Annotated in this window: 18 protein-coding genes and 1 other RNA gene; 7 read left to right on the top strand and 12 right to left on the bottom strand. The window is 58.8% G+C overall.

Going from position 1 to position 23,574, the window contains the following annotated elements; translation table 11 throughout:
• Window positions 1–41: 41 nt before the first annotated feature.
• Window positions 42–1,760, bottom strand: coding sequence for an arginine--tRNA ligase (argS, locus tag DWA01_RS17580; protein WP_114287114.1), 1,719 nt, complete (start codon window positions 1,758–1,760; stop codon window positions 42–44).
• A 140-nt stretch (window positions 1,761–1,900) separates the two neighbouring features.
• Window positions 1,901–3,037, bottom strand: a complete 1,137-nt coding sequence (locus tag DWA01_RS17575) for a deoxyguanosinetriphosphate triphosphohydrolase (protein WP_114287113.1) — start codon at window positions 3,035–3,037, stop codon at window positions 1,901–1,903.
• Between the two features lie 82 nt (window positions 3,038–3,119).
• On the opposite strand from DWA01_RS17575, the gene DWA01_RS17570 reads away from it, so the two are divergent.
• The 3 genes from DWA01_RS17570 (at window position 3,120) to DWA01_RS17560 (ending at window position 5,627) form a co-directional block, all read left to right on the top strand.
• Entirely contained in the window at window positions 3,120–3,446 is a 327-nt protein-coding gene (locus DWA01_RS17570) for a HesB/IscA family protein (RefSeq protein WP_114287154.1), read from the top strand.
• Between the two features lie 350 nt (window positions 3,447–3,796).
• Window positions 3,797–4,300 (top strand): hypothetical protein, encoded by a 504-nt coding sequence (locus DWA01_RS17565; protein ID WP_114287112.1) that lies wholly within the window; start codon window positions 3,797–3,799, stop codon window positions 4,298–4,300.
• Between the two features lie 133 nt (window positions 4,301–4,433).
• Complete coding sequence (locus DWA01_RS17560; RefSeq protein ID WP_114287111.1) at window positions 4,434–5,627, top strand: BaiN/RdsA family NAD(P)/FAD-dependent oxidoreductase; 1,194 nt, start codon at window positions 4,434–4,436, stop codon at window positions 5,625–5,627.
• Window positions 5,628–5,642: 15 nt separating this feature from the next.
• On the opposite strand, the gene DWA01_RS17555 is transcribed toward DWA01_RS17560, so the two are convergent.
• Window positions 5,643–6,344 (bottom strand): GIN domain-containing protein, encoded by a 702-nt coding sequence (locus DWA01_RS17555; RefSeq protein ID WP_114287110.1) that lies wholly within the window; start codon window positions 6,342–6,344, stop codon window positions 5,643–5,645.
• A 145-nt stretch (window positions 6,345–6,489) separates the two neighbouring features.
• Here DWA01_RS17555 and xth point away from each other — a divergent pair, with 145 nt between their 5' ends.
• Window positions 6,490–7,269: an exodeoxyribonuclease III gene (gene xth, locus DWA01_RS17550; RefSeq protein WP_114287109.1), complete on the top strand. Its 780-nt coding sequence runs from the start codon at window positions 6,490–6,492 to the stop codon at window positions 7,267–7,269.
• 269 nt (window positions 7,270–7,538) lie between these two features.
• Here the strand turns inward: xth and der are convergent, their stop codons facing one another.
• From der to DWA01_RS17535, 3 genes are all read right to left on the bottom strand, one after another.
• The gene (gene der, locus DWA01_RS17545) at window positions 7,539–9,017 is read right to left on the bottom strand and encodes a ribosome biogenesis GTPase Der (RefSeq protein ID WP_114287108.1); all 1,479 of its coding nucleotides are present in this window, start codon (window positions 9,015–9,017) and stop codon (window positions 7,539–7,541) included.
• A 96-nt stretch (window positions 9,018–9,113) separates the two neighbouring features.
• Entirely contained in the window at window positions 9,114–10,433 is a 1,320-nt protein-coding gene (locus DWA01_RS17540) for a PQQ-like beta-propeller repeat protein (RefSeq protein ID WP_114287107.1), read from the bottom strand.
• A gap of 79 nt (window positions 10,434–10,512) precedes the next feature.
• Window positions 10,513–11,148 (bottom strand): hypothetical protein, encoded by a 636-nt coding sequence (locus DWA01_RS17535; RefSeq protein ID WP_114287106.1) that lies wholly within the window; start codon window positions 11,146–11,148, stop codon window positions 10,513–10,515.
• Window positions 11,149–11,370: 222 nt separating this feature from the next.
• On the opposite strand from DWA01_RS17535, the gene DWA01_RS17530 reads away from it, so the two are divergent.
• Entirely contained in the window at window positions 11,371–12,489 is a 1,119-nt protein-coding gene (locus DWA01_RS17530) for an efflux RND transporter periplasmic adaptor subunit (RefSeq protein ID WP_114287105.1), read from the top strand.
• Window positions 12,486–16,178, top strand: coding sequence for an efflux RND transporter permease subunit (locus tag DWA01_RS17525; RefSeq protein WP_114287104.1), 3,693 nt, complete (start codon window positions 12,486–12,488; stop codon window positions 16,176–16,178). Before DWA01_RS17530 ends, DWA01_RS17525 begins: the two co-directional genes overlap by 4 nt.
• A 235-nt stretch (window positions 16,179–16,413) precedes the next feature.
• Here DWA01_RS17525 and DWA01_RS17520 read toward each other — a convergent pair whose 3' ends face one another.
• The 6 genes from DWA01_RS17520 to speA form a co-directional block, all read right to left on the bottom strand.
• Complete coding sequence (locus tag DWA01_RS17520) at window positions 16,414–16,881, bottom strand: GFA family protein (protein WP_114287103.1); 468 nt, start codon at window positions 16,879–16,881, stop codon at window positions 16,414–16,416.
• 176 nt (window positions 16,882–17,057) lie between these two features.
• Window positions 17,058–17,906 (bottom strand): agmatinase, encoded by an 849-nt coding sequence (gene speB / locus DWA01_RS17515; RefSeq protein WP_114287102.1) that lies wholly within the window; start codon window positions 17,904–17,906, stop codon window positions 17,058–17,060.
• A 7-nt stretch (window positions 17,907–17,913) separates the two neighbouring features.
• Entirely contained in the window at window positions 17,914–19,089 is a 1,176-nt protein-coding gene (gene nspC / locus DWA01_RS17510; protein ID WP_114287101.1) for a carboxynorspermidine decarboxylase, read from the bottom strand.
• Window positions 19,090–19,099: 10 nt separating this feature from the next.
• The gene (locus tag DWA01_RS17505) at window positions 19,100–19,582 is read right to left on the bottom strand and encodes a GNAT family N-acetyltransferase (protein ID WP_114287100.1); all 483 of its coding nucleotides are present in this window, start codon (window positions 19,580–19,582) and stop codon (window positions 19,100–19,102) included.
• Window positions 19,582–20,787 (bottom strand): saccharopine dehydrogenase family protein, encoded by a 1,206-nt coding sequence (locus DWA01_RS17500; RefSeq protein ID WP_114287099.1) that lies wholly within the window; start codon window positions 20,785–20,787, stop codon window positions 19,582–19,584. The genes DWA01_RS17505 and DWA01_RS17500 overlap by 1 nt, the downstream gene beginning before the upstream one ends.
• Before the next feature lie 23 nt (window positions 20,788–20,810).
• Window positions 20,811–22,712 (bottom strand): biosynthetic arginine decarboxylase, encoded by a 1,902-nt coding sequence (gene speA / locus DWA01_RS17495; protein WP_114287098.1) that lies wholly within the window; start codon window positions 22,710–22,712, stop codon window positions 20,811–20,813.
• A gap of 119 nt (window positions 22,713–22,831) precedes the next feature.
• Here speA and ssrA point away from each other — a divergent pair.
• Window positions 22,832–23,177, top strand: a transfer-messenger RNA (tmRNA) gene (ssrA, locus tag DWA01_RS17490).
• The last annotated feature ends 397 nt before the right edge of the window (window positions 23,178–23,574 follow it).

Genomic DNA, 23,574 nt, shown 5'->3' with positions numbered 1-23,574 from the left:
CTACTGCCCGACCCCCGGAAATCCCTGCGGTGCGGCTTTTATCAGCGCATCTCGTCAGCCGGAGTCACGCCCAGGATACCAAGACCTGCAGAAATAACAACGGCCACGGCACGTGGAAGGGCAATTTTCGCCGCCGAAGCGGCCAAATCATCTTGCAAGAAGCGCAATTCGGGCTTGTCGTTGCCTTTGTTCCACAGGCTGTGGAAGTCCGACGCCAGATCGTACAGGTAGAACGCAATGCGGTGCGGCTCATGGCCTTTGGCGGCGATTTCCACCAGACGCGGCCATTCGGCAAGCTTTTTGGCCAGGGTGATCTCGGCGACATCCGTCAGGCTGGCGGAGTCGGTGAGAGCGATGCCGGCCTCATCAGCCTTGCGCAGCACGGAACAGATACGCGCGTGGGCGTATTGCACATAGAACACCGGATTGTCCTTGGACTGCTCCAGAACCTTGTCAAAATCAAAATCAAGCGGCGCGTCGTTCTTGCGGGTCAGCATGTGGAAGCGGGTCACATCCGGGCCGACCTGCTCGACCAGGTCGCGCAGCATGACAAAAGTGCCGGCGCGTTTGGACATTTTAAACGGTTCGCCGTTCTTGAACAGTTTCACCAGTTGCACCAGTTTGATGTCACAGCCAACCTGGCCGTCAGAGAGCGCCGAAACGGCGGCTTTCATCCGTTTGACATAACCGCCGTGGTCGGCGCCAAAAATGTCGATCACGGTGTCAAAGCCGCGTTCGACCTTGTCATAGTGATAGGCGATATCCGGGGCGAAATAGGTCCAGGCACCGTCGGATTTCTTCACCGGCCGGTCAACATCGTCGCCATGTTCGGTGGATTTGAACAGCGTTTGCTGGCGCGGCTCCCAATCGTCGGGTTTCTTGCCTTTGGGCGGCTCAAGCACGCCCTCATAGATCAGGCCCTTGTTTTCCAGTGCCGCCAGCGCATTTTCGATCTGACCAGTGCCGTAAAGCGATTTTTCGCTGTAGAACACGTCCATCTCGACACCGAGGGATGCCAGATCTTCGCGGATCAAGTGCATCATCGCGTCGGTGGCATATTCACGAATATCATCCAGCCACTCAGATTCGGGTTTACCGACCAGCTTGTCACCAAAGGCCGTCGCCAGCGCCTGCCCCACCGGGATCAGGTAATCACCGGGATAGGTGCCGTCTTCAAAGGCGACCTCCTGGCCGTTGGCTTCGAGGTAACGCAGGTAGACCGAACGTGCCAGTACATCGACCTGAGCACCGCCATCGTTGATGTAATATTCCCGCGTCACATCATAACCGGCAAAGTCCAGCAGCGAGGCCAGCGCATCGCCGAACACCGCGCCACGGGTATGGCCCACATGCAGCGGACCGGTCGGGTTGGCGGAGACATATTCGACGTTGATGCGTTCGCCGGTGCCCACGAGAGAGCGGCCATATCCGCTGTCTTTCAGGATCGCGCCAACCAGGCCGCCCCAGAGCGCGGCGTCCAGCCGCAAGTTGAGAAAACCCGGTCCGGCAACTTCGGCGCTCACAATACGCCCGTCGGTCTGAAGCTTTGCCGCCAGCGCCTCGGCAATGTCGCGCGGTTTCATTTTGGCCGGTTTGGCCAGCACCATTGCGGCATTGGTCGCCATATCGCCATGAAGCGCATCGCGGGGCGGCTCGACCGCCACATTGTCAAAGCTCAGCCCTTCGGGCAAAACGCCGTCCGCGACCAGAGCGTCAAGAGTGTCGAGTACCAGCGAGCGAATATCAGAAAATAAATTCATGTCGGTCTTCCCAGATCTGTTGCGCGCGGTGTAACAGGATTGGCGCGACAATCAATGATGGTTGAGAACTGCGGCGCTAATTACCGCAGTTTCAGGGTATTTCGAACCGGATTCGCACGCAATGGGCGCACAGGCCGTTGTCAGCCGCACAGGCGCTCATGTTCCTGGATCGCAAAGCGATCGGTCATGCCCGCCACATAGTCCAGAATGATGCGCGCCAGTTCGGTGTCGCTGGTCGCCGCCGCAACATCAACTTCCCAGTCAGCTGGCAACAGTTCGGGCTGTTTCATGAACAGCGGGAACAGGTCTTCCACCATTGAGGTCACCTGCTGGCGCATGACAATTACTGAGGGCGCGCGGTACATGCGCCGGAACAGGAAACTCTTGATGGTCTTCAGCTCCATGAACAGTGGTTTGGAGAAGCGGATCACCGGCTGGCCCAGATGACGGATGTCGTGCACCGATTTGGGTTGCGCCGCCGCCAGCCGGTTGTCGGCGATGTGGATGACATCTTCGACCATCACTCCAAAAATCCGCCGCAGCGCCTCATAGCGCCGCCGCATCGGGTCAAGACCGGGGTAAAGCTTGTCCACGGCTTCATAGGCGGGTCCCGTCAATGGCAGCTCCATCAGGTCCGCATCCGTGAACAGCCCGGCGCGCAAGCCGTCATGCAGGTCGTGGTGATTATAAGCAATGTCATCGGCGACCGCCGCCACCTGGGCTTCGGCGCTGGCATGGGTGCTGAGCTCCAGGTCATATTCGTCGTTAAAATCGACCAGCGCATAGGGCAGATCGCCGGTGACCGGCCCGTTGTGTTTGGCGATACCCTCAAGGCTTTCCCAGGTCAGGTTCAGCCCGTCAAAACCGGCATAGTGTTTTTCAAGCTTTGTGACGATGCGGATGGCCTGGGCGTTGTGATCAAACCCGCCATAGGGCTCCATCAACACCGCCAGCGCGTCTTCGCCGGTATGCCCAAAGGGCGGATGGCCCAGATCATGCGCCAGCGCCACCGCTTCAGCGAGGTTTTCGTTCAGCCCCAGCGCGCCGGCAATCGTGCGGGCCACTTGCGCCACTTCAATCGAATGGGTCAGCCGGGTGCGGTAATAATCGCCTTCATGTTCCACAAAGACCTGGGTCTTGTGTTTCAGCCGGCGAAAGGCTGACGCGTGAATGATCCGGTCCCGGTCGCGCTGAAACGGCGAGCGAAATGTGCTCATGGTTTCGGGATGCAGGCGACCGCGGGTTTCGCCGGGCTGAGACGCATAAGTTTTCAACATAATTCTGCTCGTCCTTGTCGGCATCTGTTGTGCCTCTTATATTCAAATATCTAACAACGCGACAGATGGAACTCACATGGATCTGACACTCCCCCCTAAAGTTACGGAACGGGCCTTTGCCCGCCTGGCCGAGATCAACGCCGATGCCGACAGCCCGAAAGCGCTGCGCGTGGCGGTCGAGGGCGGCGGTTGCTCCGGGTTTCAGTATAATATCACCCTGGACGAGCCGACCTCTGAGGATCTGGTACTGGCCGGCGGCGGCCAGCGAGTGGTGGTGGATGAAGTGTCGCTGCCGTTTCTGACCAATGCGGTGATTGACTTCAGCGATGAGCTGATCGGGGCGAAATTCACCGTCGAAAATCCCAATGCCACCGCGTCCTGTGGCTGCGGCACCTCCTTCTCCATCTGACATTTTGTGATCACACAGTTGAAAAACCGGCTATTTTTGGCCGGTTTTGACTTTTTTTCATCGCATTTATTGGTGCGTTTCAGCCCGGATCACAGCTTTCGTGACCGTCGTGAGCGCGATCTCACCAGATTGTGCCTGCAACCGTGATAACTGGTGAACACATAAAAGGCTCAACTCGGACGCCTCTGGTCACGGCGCGTTGTTGAAACCGGTTAAAAAAAAGCTGCGTTCAGAACAGTTTGTCCGACCATACCAATAACAGACCCGGGTCCCGGCCACTGCGCGCCCCGCGTCCCAATCAAAATTCCGCCGGGACGCACAGCCGCCTCTGCATTAATGCACACACGAAAATGTCAATTATCGATCTTTTTATTGTGTACTTTCAGCACTTTACCAATACCCTCCCACAGGTGTATCTCTTAATTATCGAAACGGGCACAAAGGGCCAACCGCTGTTGTTCCCGAAATCACATAAAGACCCGAAAGGACATACCGTGAATAATTTCGCACTCAAGACCGCCATCGTTGCAACCGTTTTCTTTGGTGCAGCTTCGGCAGCCTCCGCCGGCGAGGGCTTTAACAATCTCTTTTTCGACGATTATGAGCAGCGCACCAACAATCGCATAGAAGTGGATCTTGTGCGTTCTGAAACTGGCGGCACTGTAGAAGTCGTTGAAATGATCGGTGGCGCGATGGGCGACAGCCTGGGCACGACTCCTGTGCGCGCTGGCGCCAATAAAGACGTGTTTATTCACTTCAATACATTGCCGTCCTCAAGTGATGTGGCGGTGATTCTGCGCGACAGCGCCGGCAATATTGTCGACATTGAAGAAATCGATATCGACAACTTTTGATCTCTGGTCCGAGCAGGTTCTGACCCTGTCATCAGAACATTCAGAACCGGAGGGCTGCGGCGGTTTTTAACGTCGCAGCCCCTCTTGTTATTGAGCCCCTTGCCTTGCGCGCTGCGCCTGCGCATATGGGGCCATGACTCATTACGATACAATCATTCTTGGCGCTGGCGCCGCCGGGCTTATGTGTGCCACCCATGCATCCAAAGCCGGCGGCCGTGTTCTGCTGGTGGATCATGCCAAACGTGTGGGCGATAAAATCCGCATTTCCGGCGGCGGCCGCTGTAATTTCACCAACATGTACGCAGCGCCAGGAAATTTCCTGTCCTCAAACCCCCATTTCGCCAAATCCGCACTGGCGCGTTACAGCCAGTGGGATTTTATCGAACTGGTCGCAGGTCACGGCATCGCCTATCACGAAAAAACCCTGGGCCAGCTGTTTTGTGACGGTAAATCCCAGGCAATTATCGACATGTTGTTACACGAGGCGCGCAGGGCCGAGATCCGCACCTCGACCTCGGTGGATGAAGTCCGCCATGACGGCTGCTTTCAGCTGCGTCTGAGCCGGGATCAGAGCCAGTGCAAAGTGTCCGCTGACAATCTGGTGGTGGCGACCGGCGGCAAATCCATCCCCAAAATGGGCGCGACCGGGATCGGCTATCAGATTGGCGAACAGTTCGGCATGAAACAGGTGGACACCCGGCCTGGCCTCGTGCCGCTGACCTTTGCGGAACAGGAACTCGCGTGGCTGAGGCCGTTGGCCGGCGCCGCCCTGCCCTCTGTCGTCTCCTGCAACAACACCGGGTTTGAAGAAGCTTTGCTGTTCACCCATCGCGGCTTGTCCGGCCCGGCGATTCTGCAAATTTCCAGTTTCTGGCGCGAGGGCGATCAGATCGCGGTCAATTTCCTGCCGGGAGCCGATATTCTGGCCGTGCTGCAGGCAAAACGCCGCGAGTCGGGCCGGCGAAACCTGTCCACTGTGCTGGCGGATCTGTTGCCCAATCGGGTCGCGCAGACTCTGGTGGAGCAGTTGAAACTTGATGGCAACATTGCCGACTGGTCCGACAAACGCCTGGGGGAGCTCGCAGGGCAGTTGTCCGCCTTCGCGATGACCCCGGTCAGTTCAGAAGGCTACCGCACCGCCGAGGTCACTCTGGGCGGCATTGACACGGACAGTCTGAACTCTAGGACCATGGAGGCGAAATCGGTGCCCGGGCTGTATTTCATCGGCGAAGTGGTTGATGTCACCGGCTGGCTTGGAGGCTTCAATTTCCAGTGGGCCTGGTCCTCGGGCTGGGCGGCGGGCACCGCCATCGCCACCCGGGGCTGAAGTCTGGCACTGCGGTCAATTCACCTGATGCACGTCGCCGCCGCTGCTGTCGGAGGCCGAGATATTAGTGGCGCCATTGACCTCAATGTCACCGCCGCTGGAAGCACGTGCCACCACATCGCGGGCGAAAAGTTCGATATCAGCACCGCTGGAAGCGCTGGCATCTGCGGAGATGCATTTCAATTGACTGGCGGAAATTTCGGCGCCGCTGGAGGCGTTCAGGGTGACGGAGCCGCAGCTGCCGCGTGCCTCGATTTCAGCGCCGGAACTGACGTTCAGCGACATCGCCGGCACGTCCTCGCCAAAAAACTCCAGATCCGCGCCGCTGGAGGCGCGCAGCACCAGCGGTTGTTCAAACCAGCCACCAAGCTCGGCCCGGGCGCCCGATGAGACCGATACAGCCCGGGTCACCGGCAGGCCGATTTCGACCTCCAGATCGCTCATCATGTTCAGGATCGGCGACAGGCCAAGCAGGCCTTTGCTTTTCTGACCCACACTCAAAACGCCGTCGCGAACCTTGACTTGCAACCGGTCTTCAGCCCCGAAAGCCCCTGTCGCCCGCACAAAAAACTCTGTGCCGGAGGTGATCGTCGCTTTCACACCCTGCTTGATTTCAACCTTTTCAAATCCGCTGAGCGGGAATGTTTTTTCACCGGCCTCAGCCGCGGAAAATGTTGCCAAAACAGCGACCGTGCCAATTCCAAGTTGTCTGAGCATCTGACCGTCCCTTGTTGCGCCGGATCTGTCCCGGTGCACTACATGTATGTAAACTCGATTAACATACAAGGAGGCGCGAGGGGATTTTCTGTCTTGCCCCTGCCCGCCCGCGCCCGATAGTTAGGGAGGGACAAGGAGAACGCGCATGAAAATCGCCACCTATAATATCAACGGGATCAAAGCCCGGATCAACGCTCTGACGGACTGGCTGAAAGAAGCAGAGCCGGACGTGGCCTTGCTTCAGGAGATCAAATCCGTCGATGAAGGTTTTCCGCGCGAGCACTTTGAAGACATGGGCTATATCGTTGAAACCCATGGGCAAAAAGGCTTCAACGGCGTGGCGATTCTGTCAAAGCTGCCGCTCGAAGATGTGACCCGTGGTCTGCCCGGTGACGCAGAAGACGAACAGGCACGCTGGATCGAAGCCACCGTCATGGGCAAGACCCCGGTACGGGTTTGTGGCTTGTACCTGCCCAATGGAAATCCGGTACCGGGGCCGAAATACGACTACAAACTGGCCTGGATGGAACGGCTTTATGCCCGCGCCAAAGAGATCATGGCCAGTGAAGAAACCGTTTTGATGGCCGGGGATTACAACATAATTCCCCAGCGCGAAGACGCAAGGAACCCGGACGACTGGGTCGGCGATGCGGCCTTCCGCCCCGAAAGCCATGCGGCCTGGCGGCGAATCCTGAACCTGGGCTTTACCGAAGCGTTTCGGGCCCGCGTTCAGGGGCCGGATCATTACAGCTTCTGGGATTATCAGGCCGGGGCGTGGAACCGGAACAACGGCATCCGCATTGACCACTTTCTGCTGACGCCGCAATGCGCTGATCTGCTGCTCGATTGCCAGATCGACACCTATGCACGAGGGCGGGAAAAACCGTCTGACCATGTGCCGGTCTGGGTCGAACTGGACGCGTAAAGCGCGTCATCAAGACTACAGTTTAAGTTCGCTACGGACGCTTATCCTGTTGGTTGGCGATGACGGGCACAGCTGACGGATGAGATTTATTTGGCCCGGCAGCGCCGGGCCGCGCCTGACCTTCCCCCCCGGAAGGGCGCTTCTCGCCTCCCCAAAGTCAGGCGCGCCCCCGTTTCTGGTCCACTGCCTGGGTCTCTGAGCCAACCAACAGAATTTTCGCACAGGTCCAACGAAAACGGGCGCCCTCAGCAATGAGGACGCCCGTAATTCTAAAACTTTTCGCCGGGTTTTACGCCATGTGGCCGTTTTCCCAGGTGTTTGCGCAATCTCGACGGTGTCGATTTTTTGCGGTTCTTGAACGGGTTGGCGTCGCTCTGGTCTCGGAAATACAGCCGGATTGGAGTGCCAGGCATGTCAAAGTCCACCCGCATCCCGTTGATCAGATAGCGTTTATAGCTTTCCGACAGCTTGTCAGGATGGGAACACATTGCCACAAATCCTGGTGGACGGGTTTTGGCCTGGGTCATGTAGCGCAGCTTGATGCGCTTGCCCCCCGGTGCGGGCGGCGGATGCGCCTCAATCATGCCGGCGAGCCACTGGTTCAGCTTGGCAGTGGTGATCCGGCGGTTCCACACTTCATGCGCTTTCATCACCGCCTCTTGCAGCCGGTCCATGCCGCGCCCTGTGCGGGCCGACACGGTCACCAGCGGCGCGCCGCGCAATTGGGGCAGCAGACGCTCAAATTCTTCCCGCAGCATCCGGATCTTGGCGTTTTTATCGTCTTCCAGATCCCATTTATTCACCGCAATGACCACAGCGCGGCCTTCGCGTTCAGCCAGATCGGCGAGCCGCAGATCCTGCTGTTCAAACGGAATTTCCACATCCAGCAGGATGACCACGACCTCAGCGAATTTCACTGCGCGCAACCCGTCAGAAACCGACAGTTTTTCCAGCTTTTCCTGAACCTTGGCCCGTTTGCGGATACCGGCGGTATCAAAGAAACGCACCGGTACGCCTTCCCAGTCCATCATCACCGAAATGGCGTCGCGGGTGATGCCGGCCTCAGGCCCGGTCAACAGGCGCTCTTCGCCCAGCAGCTGGTTCACCAGGGTGGATTTACCAGCGTTGGGACGGCCGACAACAGCTACCTGAAGTGGCTTTTCTTTGGTGGGCACGCGCGGGCCGTCAAAATCATCATCATCATGCACCGCCACGTCCACGTCGGGCGCGTCCCGTTTGGCGCGCTCAGCAAACTTGTCCGCCAGCGGCATCAGGATCGAATAGAGATCGTTCAGACCTTCACCATGTTCGGCAGAAAGGCGGATCGGCTCGCCGAGGCCCAGGCCCCAGGCTTCGATCACACCGCCGTCAGCGGCACGGCCTTCGGCTTTGTTGGCCGCGAGGATCACATTGGCGTTTTTCTTGCGCAAGATATCGGCAAAGACTTCGTCAGTGGCAAGAACGCCATCGCGGGCATCGATCAGAAACAGACAGACATCGGCCATTTCGACGGCGCGTTCGGTCAGAATCCGCATCCGGCCCTGCAGGCTTTCATCGGTGGCCTCTTCCAGCCCGGCGCTGTCAATCACAGTGAATCGCAGATCGCCCAGACGGGCCTCACCTTCGCGCAGATCGCGGGTGACACCTGGCTGGTCATCGACCAGGGCAAGTTTTTTGCCAACCAGACGGTTGAACAGAGTGGATTTGCCCACATTCGGGCGTCCCACGATGGCAAGTGTAAAGCTCATGATACCCTCAGGCGCGCAGTTGAAGACGCGCAGATACACCAAAGACGGCCCGCCGGAAAGGGCGAACCGTCATATTGTTGAAATTGTCGTCCGCTCTCAGCGGTAGGCGAGCAGTTTACCGTCAGCGCTGACCACATAGAGCACCTGATCGACAACAATCGGATTGGTGCTGGCCCCACCAGGCAGATCGCTTTGCTGGCTCAACGCGCCGTCTTCCGGTGAAAACGCCCGCAGCATCCCGTCAGAAGACGCCACCCAAAGCTGACCACCGGCCAAAACCGGACCAAAGTTGGCATAGATCGCTTTGCGTTTTTTGATTTTTGCGGTCTCGAAATAAGGCAGTTGCGTGCCCCAGATACGTTCACCCGTGCGGGCTGACAGCCGCACCAGTTCACCCTGATCGGATACGAGGAATACCGATCCGCCAGTGATCCACAGCGGGCTGTAGGCGCCTTCGCGCGCGGTCCACTTGCGTTCACCAGTGGTGGTATCCATCGCCACAACACGACCGGATTGATTGCCGGCATAGATGGTATCGCCAATAATCACCGGGTCGGCGGTGATGTCTGAGACATTGGCATAGGCGCGCCCTTTGCGCTGACCGGACACCGTGCCCGCCCAGAGCTGAACGCCGCCTTTGCGGAAACTGGTCACGATCTCACCAGAGGAGGTCGGGAAGACCACAATGCGCCGGTTCACTGCCGGGCCGGCACCGCCAACAACACCGGCGGCAGACGCCACACCGGGACGCTGCCAGCGCACCCGGCCGTCCTCAGTGTCAATCGCCCAGGCGCGGCTGTCATTAGAGACCACATAAACGGTGCCCTCATAGACTGTCGGCGCACCGGATGCGGCAGATTCAAGCTGCTGACGCCAAATCAGTTCGCCGCTGGCAGCGTCAAGCGCGGTGAGCGCACCGAACCCGGTGGTGATGTAAAGCTTGCCATGCAGCACTGCCAGGCCGCCGCCAGACGCATCGCCGGCGCTTTCGCCGGGAGGGGTCAGATCTGCGGTCCACAACGTCTGACCGGATGTCGAGGTTGCGGTGACACGGGCCTGAGCGTCGAGGGTGAAAATCCGGCCATCCTCTGCCACCGGATCGGCAGTAATGCGCTGTTTGCGGCTGTTGCCTTCGCCGATATCTGCGCTCCAGGCCAGCGTTGCAGTCTCGCCAAAAGCAGGGTGTTGAATGGAATGGGACTGATTGCCGGCGCGGTGGGTCCAGGCATCATTGATGATTTGTTTGGGCAGCCTGATCGCCTGGCTTTTGCTGGCGACGGTGGTCGCGGCCACATCGCCGCCACGCAGGTCAAGCCGTTCACCGGGCAGGATAACTTCCTGATTGGCGCCGCCACATGCCGCAAGCAGCAAAATCAGCGCCAGTCCACCGGCTGTTTTCTTTTGCAACACTCGCATGCCCCCCTCGTATTCATCGTCTGTACCTGTGCCGATGGCACGGGCTGGCTGCGCAGATCAATTGCGCCGCCAATCCTGGTTATTCTACCGAACCGCCAAGCGCCACAATCAACTGGCTGGCGCGCTGGCGCAAGCCCGCTGTTGCTTCGCTGTCATCGTTGAGCAGATTGAGGCGGGAAATCGCTGCCTCAACATCCCCGGCTTCTGCCTCAGCCAGGGCGATTTGCTCTTCTGCCAGCAGCCGGTATGGCGCGCCGGGTGCGGCGAGAGGCGTCAGTGCGGTGATCCGTTCGGACGCGGGTGTTTCGCCTGCGGTCAGCATCACCAGTTTCAGCGCGGCCAGATCGCGGTACACCGCATCGGCGTTCAGATCAGCGGCCAGGGCGCTGAGCGCCTCACGGGCAGCAGCGGCAGCATCGCTTTCGTCAGACCGCGCGGCGGCAAGCAAAGCCAGTACCGAAGCCGCAGCCCCGTCGGCCGCGACAGCCTCAAGCCCGGCGGCGCCCTCGGTGTCCATTGCGGACAGAACCGCATCCCCCAGCGCCTGGGCCGCGGCCTCCTGATTGGACTTGTTCCACTCATTCCAGCTGGCGCCCCCGACAAGGGCAACCACGGCGACAATGCCGATCCAACCATAGCGGCGGAGTGATTTATAGAGATTGTCGCGGCGAACCTCGTCGTTCACCTCATCAATAAAGCTTTCCGGATTACTCATCATCGGCCTCATGGCAATTGTTTCGACGCCTGTCATAACGTGAAGCACCCCCCCTGCCAAGGGTCCGTTGCGTCAGACTTGGTGCTTCACAAATAAAGCGCCGGCTTTCGCGACAGAACGTCCGAAATCCGGCAACAGCCTTGAATCGCTTTGAAAGCTTTCTTATGTAGCCCAATGTTACGCCTATTTACACTTTTTCCAATCTGTCCTGTCGAGGCCACAATGCGCATTTTCCCCGTTCTGACCGCTGCCCTGGTCATCACCACGCTGTTTTTTGTTATCTTTCAACGCGATGCCCTGATCGAATTCGCGTCTGGCTCTGACGACGGCGCCGCCGCCACCGCCCAGCTCTCTGAAACAGCGGACAGCGTCCCTGCCGCAGACAGTGCCACGGATGCGGTCTCTGTGGTTGCCCGCAAATCTGTGGCCCGTCAGATCGACGGTGCGGTGGTGCTGCGCGGCCGGACCGAAGCGGCACGCTCGGTCATTGTGCGCGCCGAAACCACTGCGCGGGTGGTGAGCAGCCCCTTGTCCAAAGGCACCTACGTAAGCACCGGGCAGATCCTGTGTGAGCTGGACCCGGGCATCCGAGCTGCCGCATTGCTGGAAGCGACCGCACGGCGTGCTGCCGCTCAGGTCGAAGTCGATCAGGCGCTGAAACTGTCACAGGGCGGTTATGCCTCCCAGACAAGGGTTATCACGGCGCGCGCCGGCCTTGAAAGCGCCATAGCCGCAGTAAAAGCCGCCGAGCAGGAAATCGGGCGTCTGACCATCACCGCGCCGTTTGCGGGTCTGCTGGATACCGACACAGCCGAGCTTGGTGAGTTTGTCAGCACCGGTGGCACCTGTGCCTCGATCATTCAGCTGGACCCGATCCGGATTGTCGGATTTGTCTCAGAATCAGAAGTCGACCGGGTCACCCCTGGTGCACTCGCTGGCGGACGGCTTCTGTCCGGGCGCGAACTTGTTGGCGAAGTCACCTATCTGGCGCGCTCCTCAGATGAGGCCACCCGCACCTTCCGGGTTGAGATCGAAGTTGCCAATCCCGATCAGGCGGTACGTGCCGGTCTGACCGCTGAAATCGCCATATCCGCTGAGGGGCAGCTGGCCCATTTGTTGCCGCAGTCCGCGCTTACCCTAAATAATGAGGGCGAATTGGGCGTGCGCATCGTAGCGGAGGGTAATATCGTGGAATTTGTGCCGGTTGAAGCGCTGCGCGACACCACTGAAGGTATCTGGATCTCAGGTCTGCCCACGGAAGCGGATGTGATTACAGTGGGTCAGGAATACGTCACCCAGGGCGTGAAAGTACTGCCCACATACCAGGAGCTGACTCAATGAGCAGCATCATTGACTGGGCTGGCACCAGGGCGCGCATGGTCCTTGCCTTTATTGCGCTGACCCTGGTCGCCGGGATTGCCACCTATATCACCCTGCCCAAAGAGGGTGAGCCGGATATCGAAATCCCGATGTTGTTCATCTCGGTGCCCTTTCCCGGCATTTCGGCAGAAGACGCGGAAAAACTCCTGACCAAACCGATGGAAACCGAACTGTCGGATCTTGACGGTTTGAAATCCATTGGTGGCATTGCTGCCGAAGGTTACGCCGGGGTCCAGCTGGAATTTGAATTTGGCTGGGACAAAACCAAAATCCTCGCTGATACCCGCGACAAGATGAATACGGTTGAGGCCGATTTCCCGGACGGCGCCGATAAATACTCGATCAACGAGGTGAATTTCTCTGCTTTTCCCATTGTTATCGTCAATCTGACCGGTGAAGTGCCCGAACGCACCCTGGTACGGGTGGCGAAAGACCTTCAGGACCGGCTTGAAGGGTTGGATTCAGTGCTGGAAGCCTCGCTGACCGGGCAGCGCGATGAAATGGTCGAGGTGACCATCGATCCCTTGCGGCTTGAGGCTTATGACGTCACTGCGGTGGAGCTGATTGACGTGATCAGCAACAATAACCAGTTGATTGCTGCGGGTGAGATCGAAACCGAACAGGGCAGTTTCGCCGTCAAGATCCCCTCGTCTTTTGACGGGCTGGAAGATATTTACGCGCTGCCGGTCAAGGTCAACGGCGACCGGGTGATCCGGCTCTCGGATCTGGCGGACATCCGGCTGACGTTTGAAGACCGTGCCGGAACCGCACGGTTCAACGGTGTCACCACCGTGGCGCTGCAGGTGGTCAAACGCAAAGGCTACAACATCATCGACACCGCCGCTGCGGTGCGTGAAGCGCTGTCAGTGGAACGCGCGACCTGGTCTTCTGACCTGCAACAGGCGGTCCAGACCGGCGTGTCCAACGATCAGTCCACCCAGGTCAAAAGCATGGTGCGTCAGCTTGAAGGTGCAGTGATGACCGCGATTGCGCTGGTGATGGTGGTGGTGCTGGCCTCATTGGGCAGCCGCTCGGCGCTGCTGGTGGGGTTTTCGATCCCGACCTCGTTCCTGTTGAGCTTTATCATGCTGGGGGCGATGGGCATTACAATTTCCAATATGGTGATGTTCGGCCTGATCCTTGCGGTGGGCATGCTGGTGGATGGCGCCATCGTCATCGTTGAATATGCCGACCGCCGTATCCGCGAGGGCGCCGGCCCGATGTCCGCCTATCTGGAAGCCGCCAAACGCATGTTCTGGCCGGTTGTTTCGTCAACCGCGACGACGCTCTGTGCCTTTTTGCCGATGCTGTTCTGGCCCGGTGTCGCCGGCGAATTCATGAAAATGCTGCCGATCACCATCATCTTTGTGCTATCGGCCTCGATGATAGTGGCGCTGATCTATGTGCCGGTTATGGGCGGTGTTGCCGGCCGGATGAGCCGGTTTTTTGAGGGCAGTTCAGCTGTGCTGGAACAACGCCTGCCCTGGCTGGTGCGGGTTCTTCTGGCGATCGGGTCGCTTTTCCTGATTTTCACCTCCGCACTGCAGACCATCAATCCGGGTTATTTGTTTGGCGGTGAACCCATTGCCGAAGGCGCAAAAGGTATGATCCCAGGCGCCATCATGTTTGTGATCTCCGCCTGTCTGGGCTCCATCACCCTGGGTGCTGCCAAAATCAAACGCAAACCCAAAGCGGTGAAAGCCGGTTACAGACGCACAAGATTTGGCTGGTTCATTCACCTGATATCGGGCAACCCGGTGATGCCGCTGGTGGCGATTGGCACCGTGATCTTCATGGTTGTCGCCACCTTCGGTTATTACGGCGAGAACAACAACGGCACCGAGTTTATCGGCGGCAGTGACCCGGAACAGGCGATTGTATTTGTACGGGCGCGCGGCAATCTGTCTTTGACGGAAAAAGATCGCTATGTGCGCCAGGTTGAAGACATCATTCTGGCCCAGAAAGGGGTGTCCAACGCCTTCAGCTTTGCCGGCGACGGTGGCTTAAACTCCAATACCGGCGGCGCGTCTGGTCCGAACGATTCCATTGGCCAGATCCAGGTTGAACTGATCCCCTGGGACGACCGCCCCAGTGTCAGCAACGGCAACTGGTGGATTTTTGAGCGCTCCGGGCTGGACCCGGAATACGAGGGCAATTTTGTACTGGCGCAATTGGAAGAAAAATTCGCAGCGCTGCCCGGCATTTACGCCGAGATCCTCAAGCTGTCCAACGGCCCGGCGTCGGCGAAACCGGTGCAATTGCGCCTGAAAGGCGACATTTGGGACCGCCTGGAAGAAGCCACTCTGATGATGCGCGCCCGCTTTGACGAAACGCCTGCGCTGATCGATGTCGAAGACAGCCTGCCGCTGCCGGGCATTGACTGGCAGATTAACGTCGACGTGGAAAAAGCCGGTCGGTATGGCGCCAATGTGGCCTCAGTAGGAGCGATGGTTCAGCTCGTGACGCGCGGCATTTTGCTCGACACCATGCGGGTGGACAGCTCGGATGAGGAAATCGAAATCCGCGTGCGCCTGCCGGAAGAATACCGGGTACTGTCCACACTCGACTCCCTCAAGGTCCGTACCGGTGGCGGACTGGTGCCGCTGTCCAACTTCATCTCGCGCGAACCAGTGCCGTCGCTGGCACAGATCAGCCGGGTGGACCAGCAACGCTATTTCGACGTCAAAGCCGCTGTTGCCAGCGACCTGGTGATACTCACCCGTGAAAGCGACGGCGAGACGCGTATTGTGGCCGCAGCGGGCTACGAGACGGACACCGAATTGCAGGCACAACTGGAAGCCGACGGGTTTGCTTCGCAGGTTCCGGTCACCGCCAATGAACGCATCGAAACGCTGACGGCCTGGCTGCAGACCGTCGAATTGCCGCAGGGTGTTGAGTGGGAATGGAAGGGCGACCAGGAAGAAGAAGCCGATTCCATGGCCTTTCTCGCCACCGCTTTTGCCGGCGCGCTGGGGCTGATGTTCATCATCCTGCTGGCGCAGTTCAACAGTTTCTACAATTCCGTGCTGGTGCTGCTGGCGGTGGTTCTGTCCTCTGCCGGTGTGTTGATCGGCATGCTGGTGATGGGGCAGCCCTTCTCGGTGATCATGACCGGCACCGGCATCGTGGCGCTGGCGGGCATTGTGGTGAACAACAACATCGTTCTGATCGACACCTATCAGGAATACGCCACCTATATGCCGCGCATTGAGGCGATCACCCGCACGGTGGAAACCCGCATCCGTCCGGTGCTGCTGACCACGCTGACCACCATGGCGGGGCTGGCGCCGATGATGTTCGGGCTGAGCCTTGATTTCATTAACGGCGGCTATTCCATCGACAGCCCGACCGCGTCGTTCTGGAAACAACTGGCGACGGCGGTGGTGTTTGGCCTTGGCATTGCGACGGTGCTGACGCTGATATTCACGCCGTCGATGTTGGCGCTGCGGGTCTGGGCCTCGGCCGGTGCCTACCGGTCCTTCTCGATCCTGAAAGCCCTCTCGATGGGGCGGAACAGCAGTGAGGCACGGGATAATGCGCTGCGCCGCGCTGCCAGAAAAGTGAAACATCCGGAGATCATCTGGGACTTTGAAGAGACCCCGGCCCCGGTCGCCGTGCCCAAAGAAGCCGGGCTGCGAGCTGCGGAATAAAAAATAGGCGCCCTGCCCCCGGGGCGCATTCCAGAACTTTTGACACGCACGCAACGCCCGCCGGGACATCCCCTGGCGGGCGTTCGATTTAACACATCAAGGCCGAACAGAGCTTTCGAGAGTTGTGTCCTGCAGCAACACATCAGTGAAAAACCGAAGATGGGACTTCGGTTTTCCGAATTTCGACCAGTGTCCGCTTTGCTGTATTGCTCTGTTTTAAGGACAAAGCAGAAGCTCATTTCTCAGGGATGTAGTCGCCTTCGAATTTCTTCAAGTCATCAACGATCTCATACCAGTCAGGTTTTGACGCGGTATGGATATGAACCGTCGGCCGTATTTTTGGATCATCGTCCAGCGCGGAGGCCGCGATCACATATACATCACCACTGGCCATGTCGCCCAAAGAGGTGCCGCATTCCTTGCAAAAACAGCGCTCAAACTTCGACTCTGATCCGGTGGTGAATTTGGCGATCTCTTCTTGTCCTTCTGTGATCAGAAGATCATCGGCCTTCCCGATCAGAACTGCGGAAAATACACCCGCAGCTTTGCGGCATCTCGAACAGTGGCAATAGCTCAATGAATATGGTTCGCCCGAAATGTGAAACTTCACTTTTCCACAGAGGCAGCTTCCCTTGATCATTTGATGTCCTGTCTTTTGCTCTTCAGTTGGCAAGAACATATCGAGAACACGAAGCGCCAGCAAGAGAAGAATATCTTTTTGACAATGACTTAGCCGGGTTCAAGGGTGAGCAACACAACAGGAATGCTTGCTAAGGCAAGGGCCCGGCGAAAGAAACGTCGGGGACGCTCCGGGCCCCAAATCCAGCAATGTGTTACCGTCGCCGGGGCGCCCTGCTTCATGGCAGCGGTGAGGCGCAGTTACGCCAGCGCCGCCGCCATCAGCCGGTAGGTGATCTGGGCGGCCGTAAAATCCCAGGCGGCGTTGCCGTCGGGTGCAAGCTCCACCACGTCCAGACCAACACAGCGCCGGCCTTTAAGCGCATGTTCCACAAGCCGCAGCGCCTGATAATAACCAAGCCCGCCGGGCACAGGCGTGCCGGTCGCCGGCATTTGCGAGGGGTCGAGCCCGTCCACGTCAAAGGAGACATAGACCAACTCGGGGAAATCGTCGGGCAGATCTACGGCCAGCACATTGCCGGTGACCAGCTCTTCGGCATCGACATAGAACACATTGTTGGCCACGCGGCTGTCCACTTCCTGCTGACACAGGGCGCGCACGCCGAACTGGGCCAGGCGCACGCCCGCTTCACTCAGCAGATGCATCACGGAGGCGTGGGAATGTTTGTTGCCCTGATAGGCCACACGCAGGTCGGCATGAGCGTCGATCTGCACAATGCCCACAGGTTTTCCCAGCGCACGCGCCACGCCGGTGACCGCACCATAAGACAGCGAATGTTCCCCGCCCAGGGTCACCGGGATCTGACCGGCAATCACCGCCGCCTCTGTGCGGGCGGCGAGCCGTTCCATAACCTCAGGCATCGGCCCGGTACAGTCCACCGGCGCCTCGGTAAAGACACCGCTGGCGCAGGGCTCAATACCGTTGCACAGACGCTCGAGCTCGTTTGAAGCCTCAATGATGGCCGCGGGCCCCAGCGCGGTGCCGGAACCGTAGGAGACTGTGCGCTCCAGCGGCATCGGGATCACCCGGAAGCGGGCGGTTTCTGAGCGTTCAGCACCAGTCAGTTCACTGTCGAGAAAAATGGTCATAAGCGCCTCACGAAAGCCGGGATTTGAAATCGTCGTAAGAAAATTCGCGCACCATGCGCAGATCGTCAGTGTCGCTGTTCCACAAGGCGATGGCAGGCAAAGCCACCCCGTTGAACGTATTGGTTTTCACCATCGAATAATGCGCCTGATCGAGAAAAGCAAAACGATCCCCGATCGCCAGCGGTTTGGCCCAGGTGTAGTCACCGATCACATCCCCCGCGAGGCACGATGGCCCGCCCAACCGGTAACGATGGCCACTTTCCTGCTCATCCAGCAGCGCCGGGCGGTACGGGGCTTCAATCACGTCGGGCATATGGCAGGTGGCGGAGATATCGGTGATCGCCAGATCAATGCCGTTTTGCGGCAGGTCCAGCACTTCACCCACCAGGATGCCCGCGTCCAGCGCCACCGCCTCGCCCGGTTCCAGATAGATGGTCAGCCCGGTCCGTTCACGCAGATCGCGGATAAACTTGACCAGGGCTTCGCGGTCATAATCGTCACGGGTAATATGATGCCCGCCGCCAAAATTCAGCCATTTCAGCTGGCCCAGATACGGCGCGAGTTTTGGCTCCACTGCGGCCCAGGTGCGGGCCAGCGGCTCAAAGCCTTGTTCACACAGCGTGTGCATATGCAGCCCGTCAACACCGTTGAGCGCCTCAGCCGTCAGTTGCGACACCGGCATTCCCAGACGGGAGCACGGGGCGCAGGGGTCGTATCTGGCCACCTCGCCCTCGGAATGTTCCGGGTTGAGGCGCAGACCGACCTGCACCGGGCGCTCAGCGGCGCGGATACGGGGCAGAAAGCGGTCCTTCTGCGCCACGGAGTTGAAGATCACATGGTTGCTGAGCGCGATGATCTCATCGATCTCGCTGGTCTTGTAGCCGGCACAGTAGGTGGCCAGTTCACCGCCGTATTCTTCGCGCCCCAGGCGGGCCTCGAAAAGGCCGGAGGCGCAAGTGCCGCTCAGATACCGTGACACCATGGGGGCGAGCGCAAACATCGAAAATGCTTTGAGCGCGGAGAGCACAACAGCGCCAGAACGATCAGCCACATCGGCCAGCACCTTCAGGTTGCCCTCTACCGCCACCTCATCGACGACAAAACAGGGTGAGGGCACACGGGAGAGATCGAACTCCCGGAACGCACCAGCGTCGCCTGCCTGAGTCTGCATCATTTCGGCCATAGGGCGTCCTTTATAGTCTGGCAAACGCGGGCGCATAACCCACCGCGAAAGGAGTTGAGAGCGCGCCTTGATGGAGTTCCAGCGCCATAAAATGAGGGCCTGCAAAAGGATTTTCGAACCCTTCGGCAGCCTTCGAAGTAAACCCAAAACGGGCGTAATAGCCAGGATCGCCCAGCACAAACACCGCCTGCCAGCCTGTGTCCCGTGCCAATTCCAGCCCTTTGCGCACCAGCAACGCGCCGATGCCCTGTTTCTGGCAGTGCGGTGCCACTGAGAGCGGCGCCAGTCCCAGTACCCTGACTGGCGCCGCCATCGGCGAGAACAGCACATGGCCAAGAAGGACACCGCCCTCTTCTGCCACCAGCGACAGCGCCACATCGCCGTCAGCGCGGAGCATGCCGATCAAGCGGGCCTCGTCTGGCTGACCGAAGGCGTCTTCGGTCAGCCGATGGACAGCCTGTTGATCGCCGGCACGCTCCGCGCGGATTTTCATCAGAAGTCGACGGGACCGTCGAGTTCATGCACCTGCCAGGGCAGACCCTGGCTGTTCAGCATATCCATGAACCCATCCGGATCCAGCTGTTCCATGTTCCACACACCAGGATCGCGCCAGATGCCTTTCAGCACCATCGCCGCGCCGATCATCGCCGGCACGCCGGTGGTATAGGACACCGCCTGGCTGCCCACTTCGGCGTAACATTCTTCGTGGTCACAGATATTGTAGATGTAATAGGTCTTTTCGACCCCGTCTTTCAGCCCGGTGGCAATGTCACCAATACAGGTTTTGCCAACGGTCAGAGCGCCCAGATCCGACGGATCCGGCAGCACCGACTTCAGGAACTGCAGCGGGATGATTTCCTGACCATTGTGCATCACCGGTGCGATCGAGGTCATGCCGATGCCTTCGAGAACGCGCACGTGGTTGATATAGGCGTCGCCAAAGGTCATCCAGAACCGTGCCCGTTCGATTTCGGGGAAGTGGGTTTTCATCGACTCCAGTTCCTCATGATACATGAGGTACATGTTCTTTTCGCCCACCGCCGGGAAATCATAGGCCACTTTATGGGTCATCGCCGGGCTGGTCACCCAGTCGCCGTTTTCCCAGTGGCGCACGTCGGCAGTCACTTCGCGGATGTTGATTTCCGGGTTGAAGTTGGTGGCAAACACCATGCCATTGTCACCTCCGTTACAGTCCAGCACGTCGATCTGGCGGATGGTGTCCAGCTTGTGTTTTTTCAGCCAGGTGGCAAAGACCGAAGTCACGCCCGGATCAAAACCTGATCCCAGGATCGCGGTCAGGCCAGCGGCTTTGAAGCGTTCCTGATAGGCCCACTGCCAGTGATATTCGAACTTGGCCTCGTCTTCGGGCTCATAGTTGGCGGTGTCCAGGTAGTGGATTCCGGCCTCAAGACAGGCGTCCATCAGTTTCAGATCCTGGTAGGGCAGCGCCAGGTTGACCAGAAGTTCAGCGCCGGTGTCGCGGATCAAAGCCACCACGGCGGCCACATCCATCGCATCGACCTCGGCCGTTTTGATGATGACGCCAGTGCGTTTTTTCACCTCAGCCGCGATGTCATCGCATTTGAACTTGCGGCGCGAAGCCAGGGTGATGTCGGAAAAGATATCCGCATTCATCGCCATTTTATGCACGGCAGCAGAGGAGACGCCCCCTGCCCCGATAACCAGTGTTTTACCCATCCGTATCTCTCCAGATTGAGGTGTCATTCGTAATAAGTATAGCCGTTGATGCTGTCGCGGTAAGCCGCCATCAGCGTTTTGCGGTCTGCCGATTTCAGATTTCCGGCAGAAATGGCTTCGTCCACCAGCTTGCGGAAGGCGGCGACACAGTCGCGCGGATCATATTCCACATAGGACATTACCTCAGATATGGTATCGCCCTCCTGCTCGTGCAGCAGGTCAAAACCGCCGTCCGGGCGCAGCTCGATGGTGGCCACATTCGTGTCGCCGAACAGGTTGTGCAGATCGCCCAGCGTTTCCTGATAGGCACCAACAAACAGCACGCCCAGGTAATAAGTTTCACCCTCGCGCAGCGAATGCACCGGCATTGAGGCCGCCGGACCATCCCCGAGGATGAACTTGTCGATTTTGCCGTCGGAATCACAGGTGATGTCAGACAGAATCGCGCGCCGGTCCGGGTGTTCATTTAACCGTTGCAACGGCACCACCGGGTGCAGCTGATCAATGGCCCAGACATCGGGCAGTGACTGAAACAGCGAAAAATTGCAGTGATAGATATCGGCAAGCTGGTCCAGCGCTTCCTGGACCTCGGCGGGCTGATCTTCTTTGGCCGCCAACGCTTTGATCTGCGACATCAGATGCAGGTAGATGCGCTCGGAACGCGCCATCTGTCGCAGGTTGATATAGCCGCGCCGGAACAAGGCCCGCAGCTCTTCCCGGTAGAAAGAGGCGTCATTCATGCATTCCTGCAGCCGCACCGGTGTCAGGTAGCCTGCCACTGCCGCCAGATCGCTGATCAGGTGGTGGTCGTCCGTTTCGGGTTTTGGCGCGGTCGGCGCGTCATAAAGCGTCGCTTCCAGCACATCGAATATTAGCATCGAGGAGGTCGCCACCACGGCGCGGCCGCTTTCGGTCACCAGAGTCGGATGATCCAACCCGGCCTCATCCATTGCATAAGCCACGGTTTCCACCACATTGTCGCAATATTCCGCCATCGAATAGTTGATCGAATTCACCGCAGCGCTTTTTTCACCGGTGTAATCAACACCCAGGCCGCCGCCGAGATCCAGATGGGTCAGCTCCACGCCTTCGGCCTTCAACTCGGCAAAATAGCGGCAGGCCTCGGTGGTGGCACGGCGCACATCGTTGACGTCGGGCACCTGGCTGCCAAGGTGGGAATGCTGCAGTTTCAGGCAATGCAGCAGCCCGGAATCGCGCAGCTTGTCCAGCACCGCGACGAGCTGATCGGTGTTCATGCCAAAGGTGGACCGGTCACCAGAGCTTTCGGCCCATTTACCAGTAATCCGGTTGGTCAGTTTGACCCGCACGCCGAGCAGAGGCTCTTCGCCAAGCTCCTCAACCACCTCGATCACCGTTTCCAGCTCTTTCGGGCTTTCCAGCACGATCACGGTGTTAAACCCCAGCCGGCGCGACAGGATCGCGAGGCGGATAAATTCCGCGTCCTTCACCCCATTGCACACGATCAGCGCCTCGCGCGCCAGTTTATGCGCCAGCGCGATCACCAGTTCGGGTTTGGAACCGGCCTCCAGCCCATAAGAATAGGGCCGGCCAAATTCGACAATCCGGTCAATGACCTGCGCCTGCTGGTTCACCTTGATCGGGAACACACCGCGATAGACACCTTTGTAGCCGACCCGCGAAATCGCGCGCTCAAAACAGCCGTTGATCGATTGAATCCCATGTTCCAGAAACTGGCTGACCCGCAGCAAGACCGGTGCCGCGATGCCACGTTCCCGCAGATCACTGACGATCTGTGGCAGGCTGACATGGGGCATATCGGGGGCGATCGGGTTGGCCAGCGCCAGATCGCCGTCGGGCAGAACGGACACCAGATCCATGCCCCAGTTTTCAATCCCGTAAAGGTCGTTTGGTGTGTTCACAGCCTGGTTCAATATCGTCTCCATGCGCCTGGTGTCGGAATCAGATTTCCGGTGTCTAACTGTCTTTTGAAACCGCGCAAGACACCAATTGCATTTAACATGTTTTTTCTGCAGCCGCGGCTAATTTAAAAGCGGTGCGTTTGGCTCTTGAACCTGCCCCGCGGGACGCCTACATTAAACGGGCTTCGGCTATGGACATAAACGCGCTCGTAATAAGCGGATCGGACCCGGGGGCGGTACCCGGCGACTCCACCAAACCTCCTTCATTTGGGGACCATGGGGTCGAAACAGGATCGACGGACGTCTAAAGGAGTTAGCTTTGTCTCGGTGAGATACCACCGTTATCGGTTCATTAAAGCTAGTTGCAAATGACAACAAAGCTCCGATGGCTCTTGCTGCGTAAGCAGTTCGAGAAATCGAAACCTTAAGTCCTTTCGCTTAGCAGCGATTGGCGGGGTTCGCAGGTACCTGGCAACAGAAACCTGCACCTAACTCCCTCCCCATGTCTTTGTCGCTGTACTCCCACAGCCTTTGTCGTCGCGCTCCGCCAGTGTTTGTCGCCGCACGCCCACAGTCATTGCCGCTGCGCATCCACAGATTTTGTCGCCGCGCGCACGCGGTGGCTGTTGCGCCCGGGCCTCAGCGCCGGGTTGCCTGGCGGTGCCGCTTATTGTGCGGACGCGCTGCCCCCGAAGCCTTGCCGCCTGCCGGTCTCTGATCCGGTGCGCGTTTTCTGTGGCATCGAAATTTCCCCCGTCAAATCCGGTGGCAGCGCATGTCTGAGTCTGGCGGGATATAGCGGCCTCTGTTGACAGTGCAGACCCTGTTTGCAATACCCGCTGTATGGGGCGCGCGAATACCCCGTGAGGTTTTGAACCGGAGTTTC

The organism is Candidatus Halocynthiibacter alkanivorans (assembly GCF_003333265.1).
Lineage (GTDB): Bacteria > Pseudomonadota > Alphaproteobacteria > Rhodobacterales > Rhodobacteraceae > Halocyntiibacter_A > Halocyntiibacter_A alkanivorans.
This window is presented reverse-complemented; position numbering and strand designations above follow the sequence as displayed.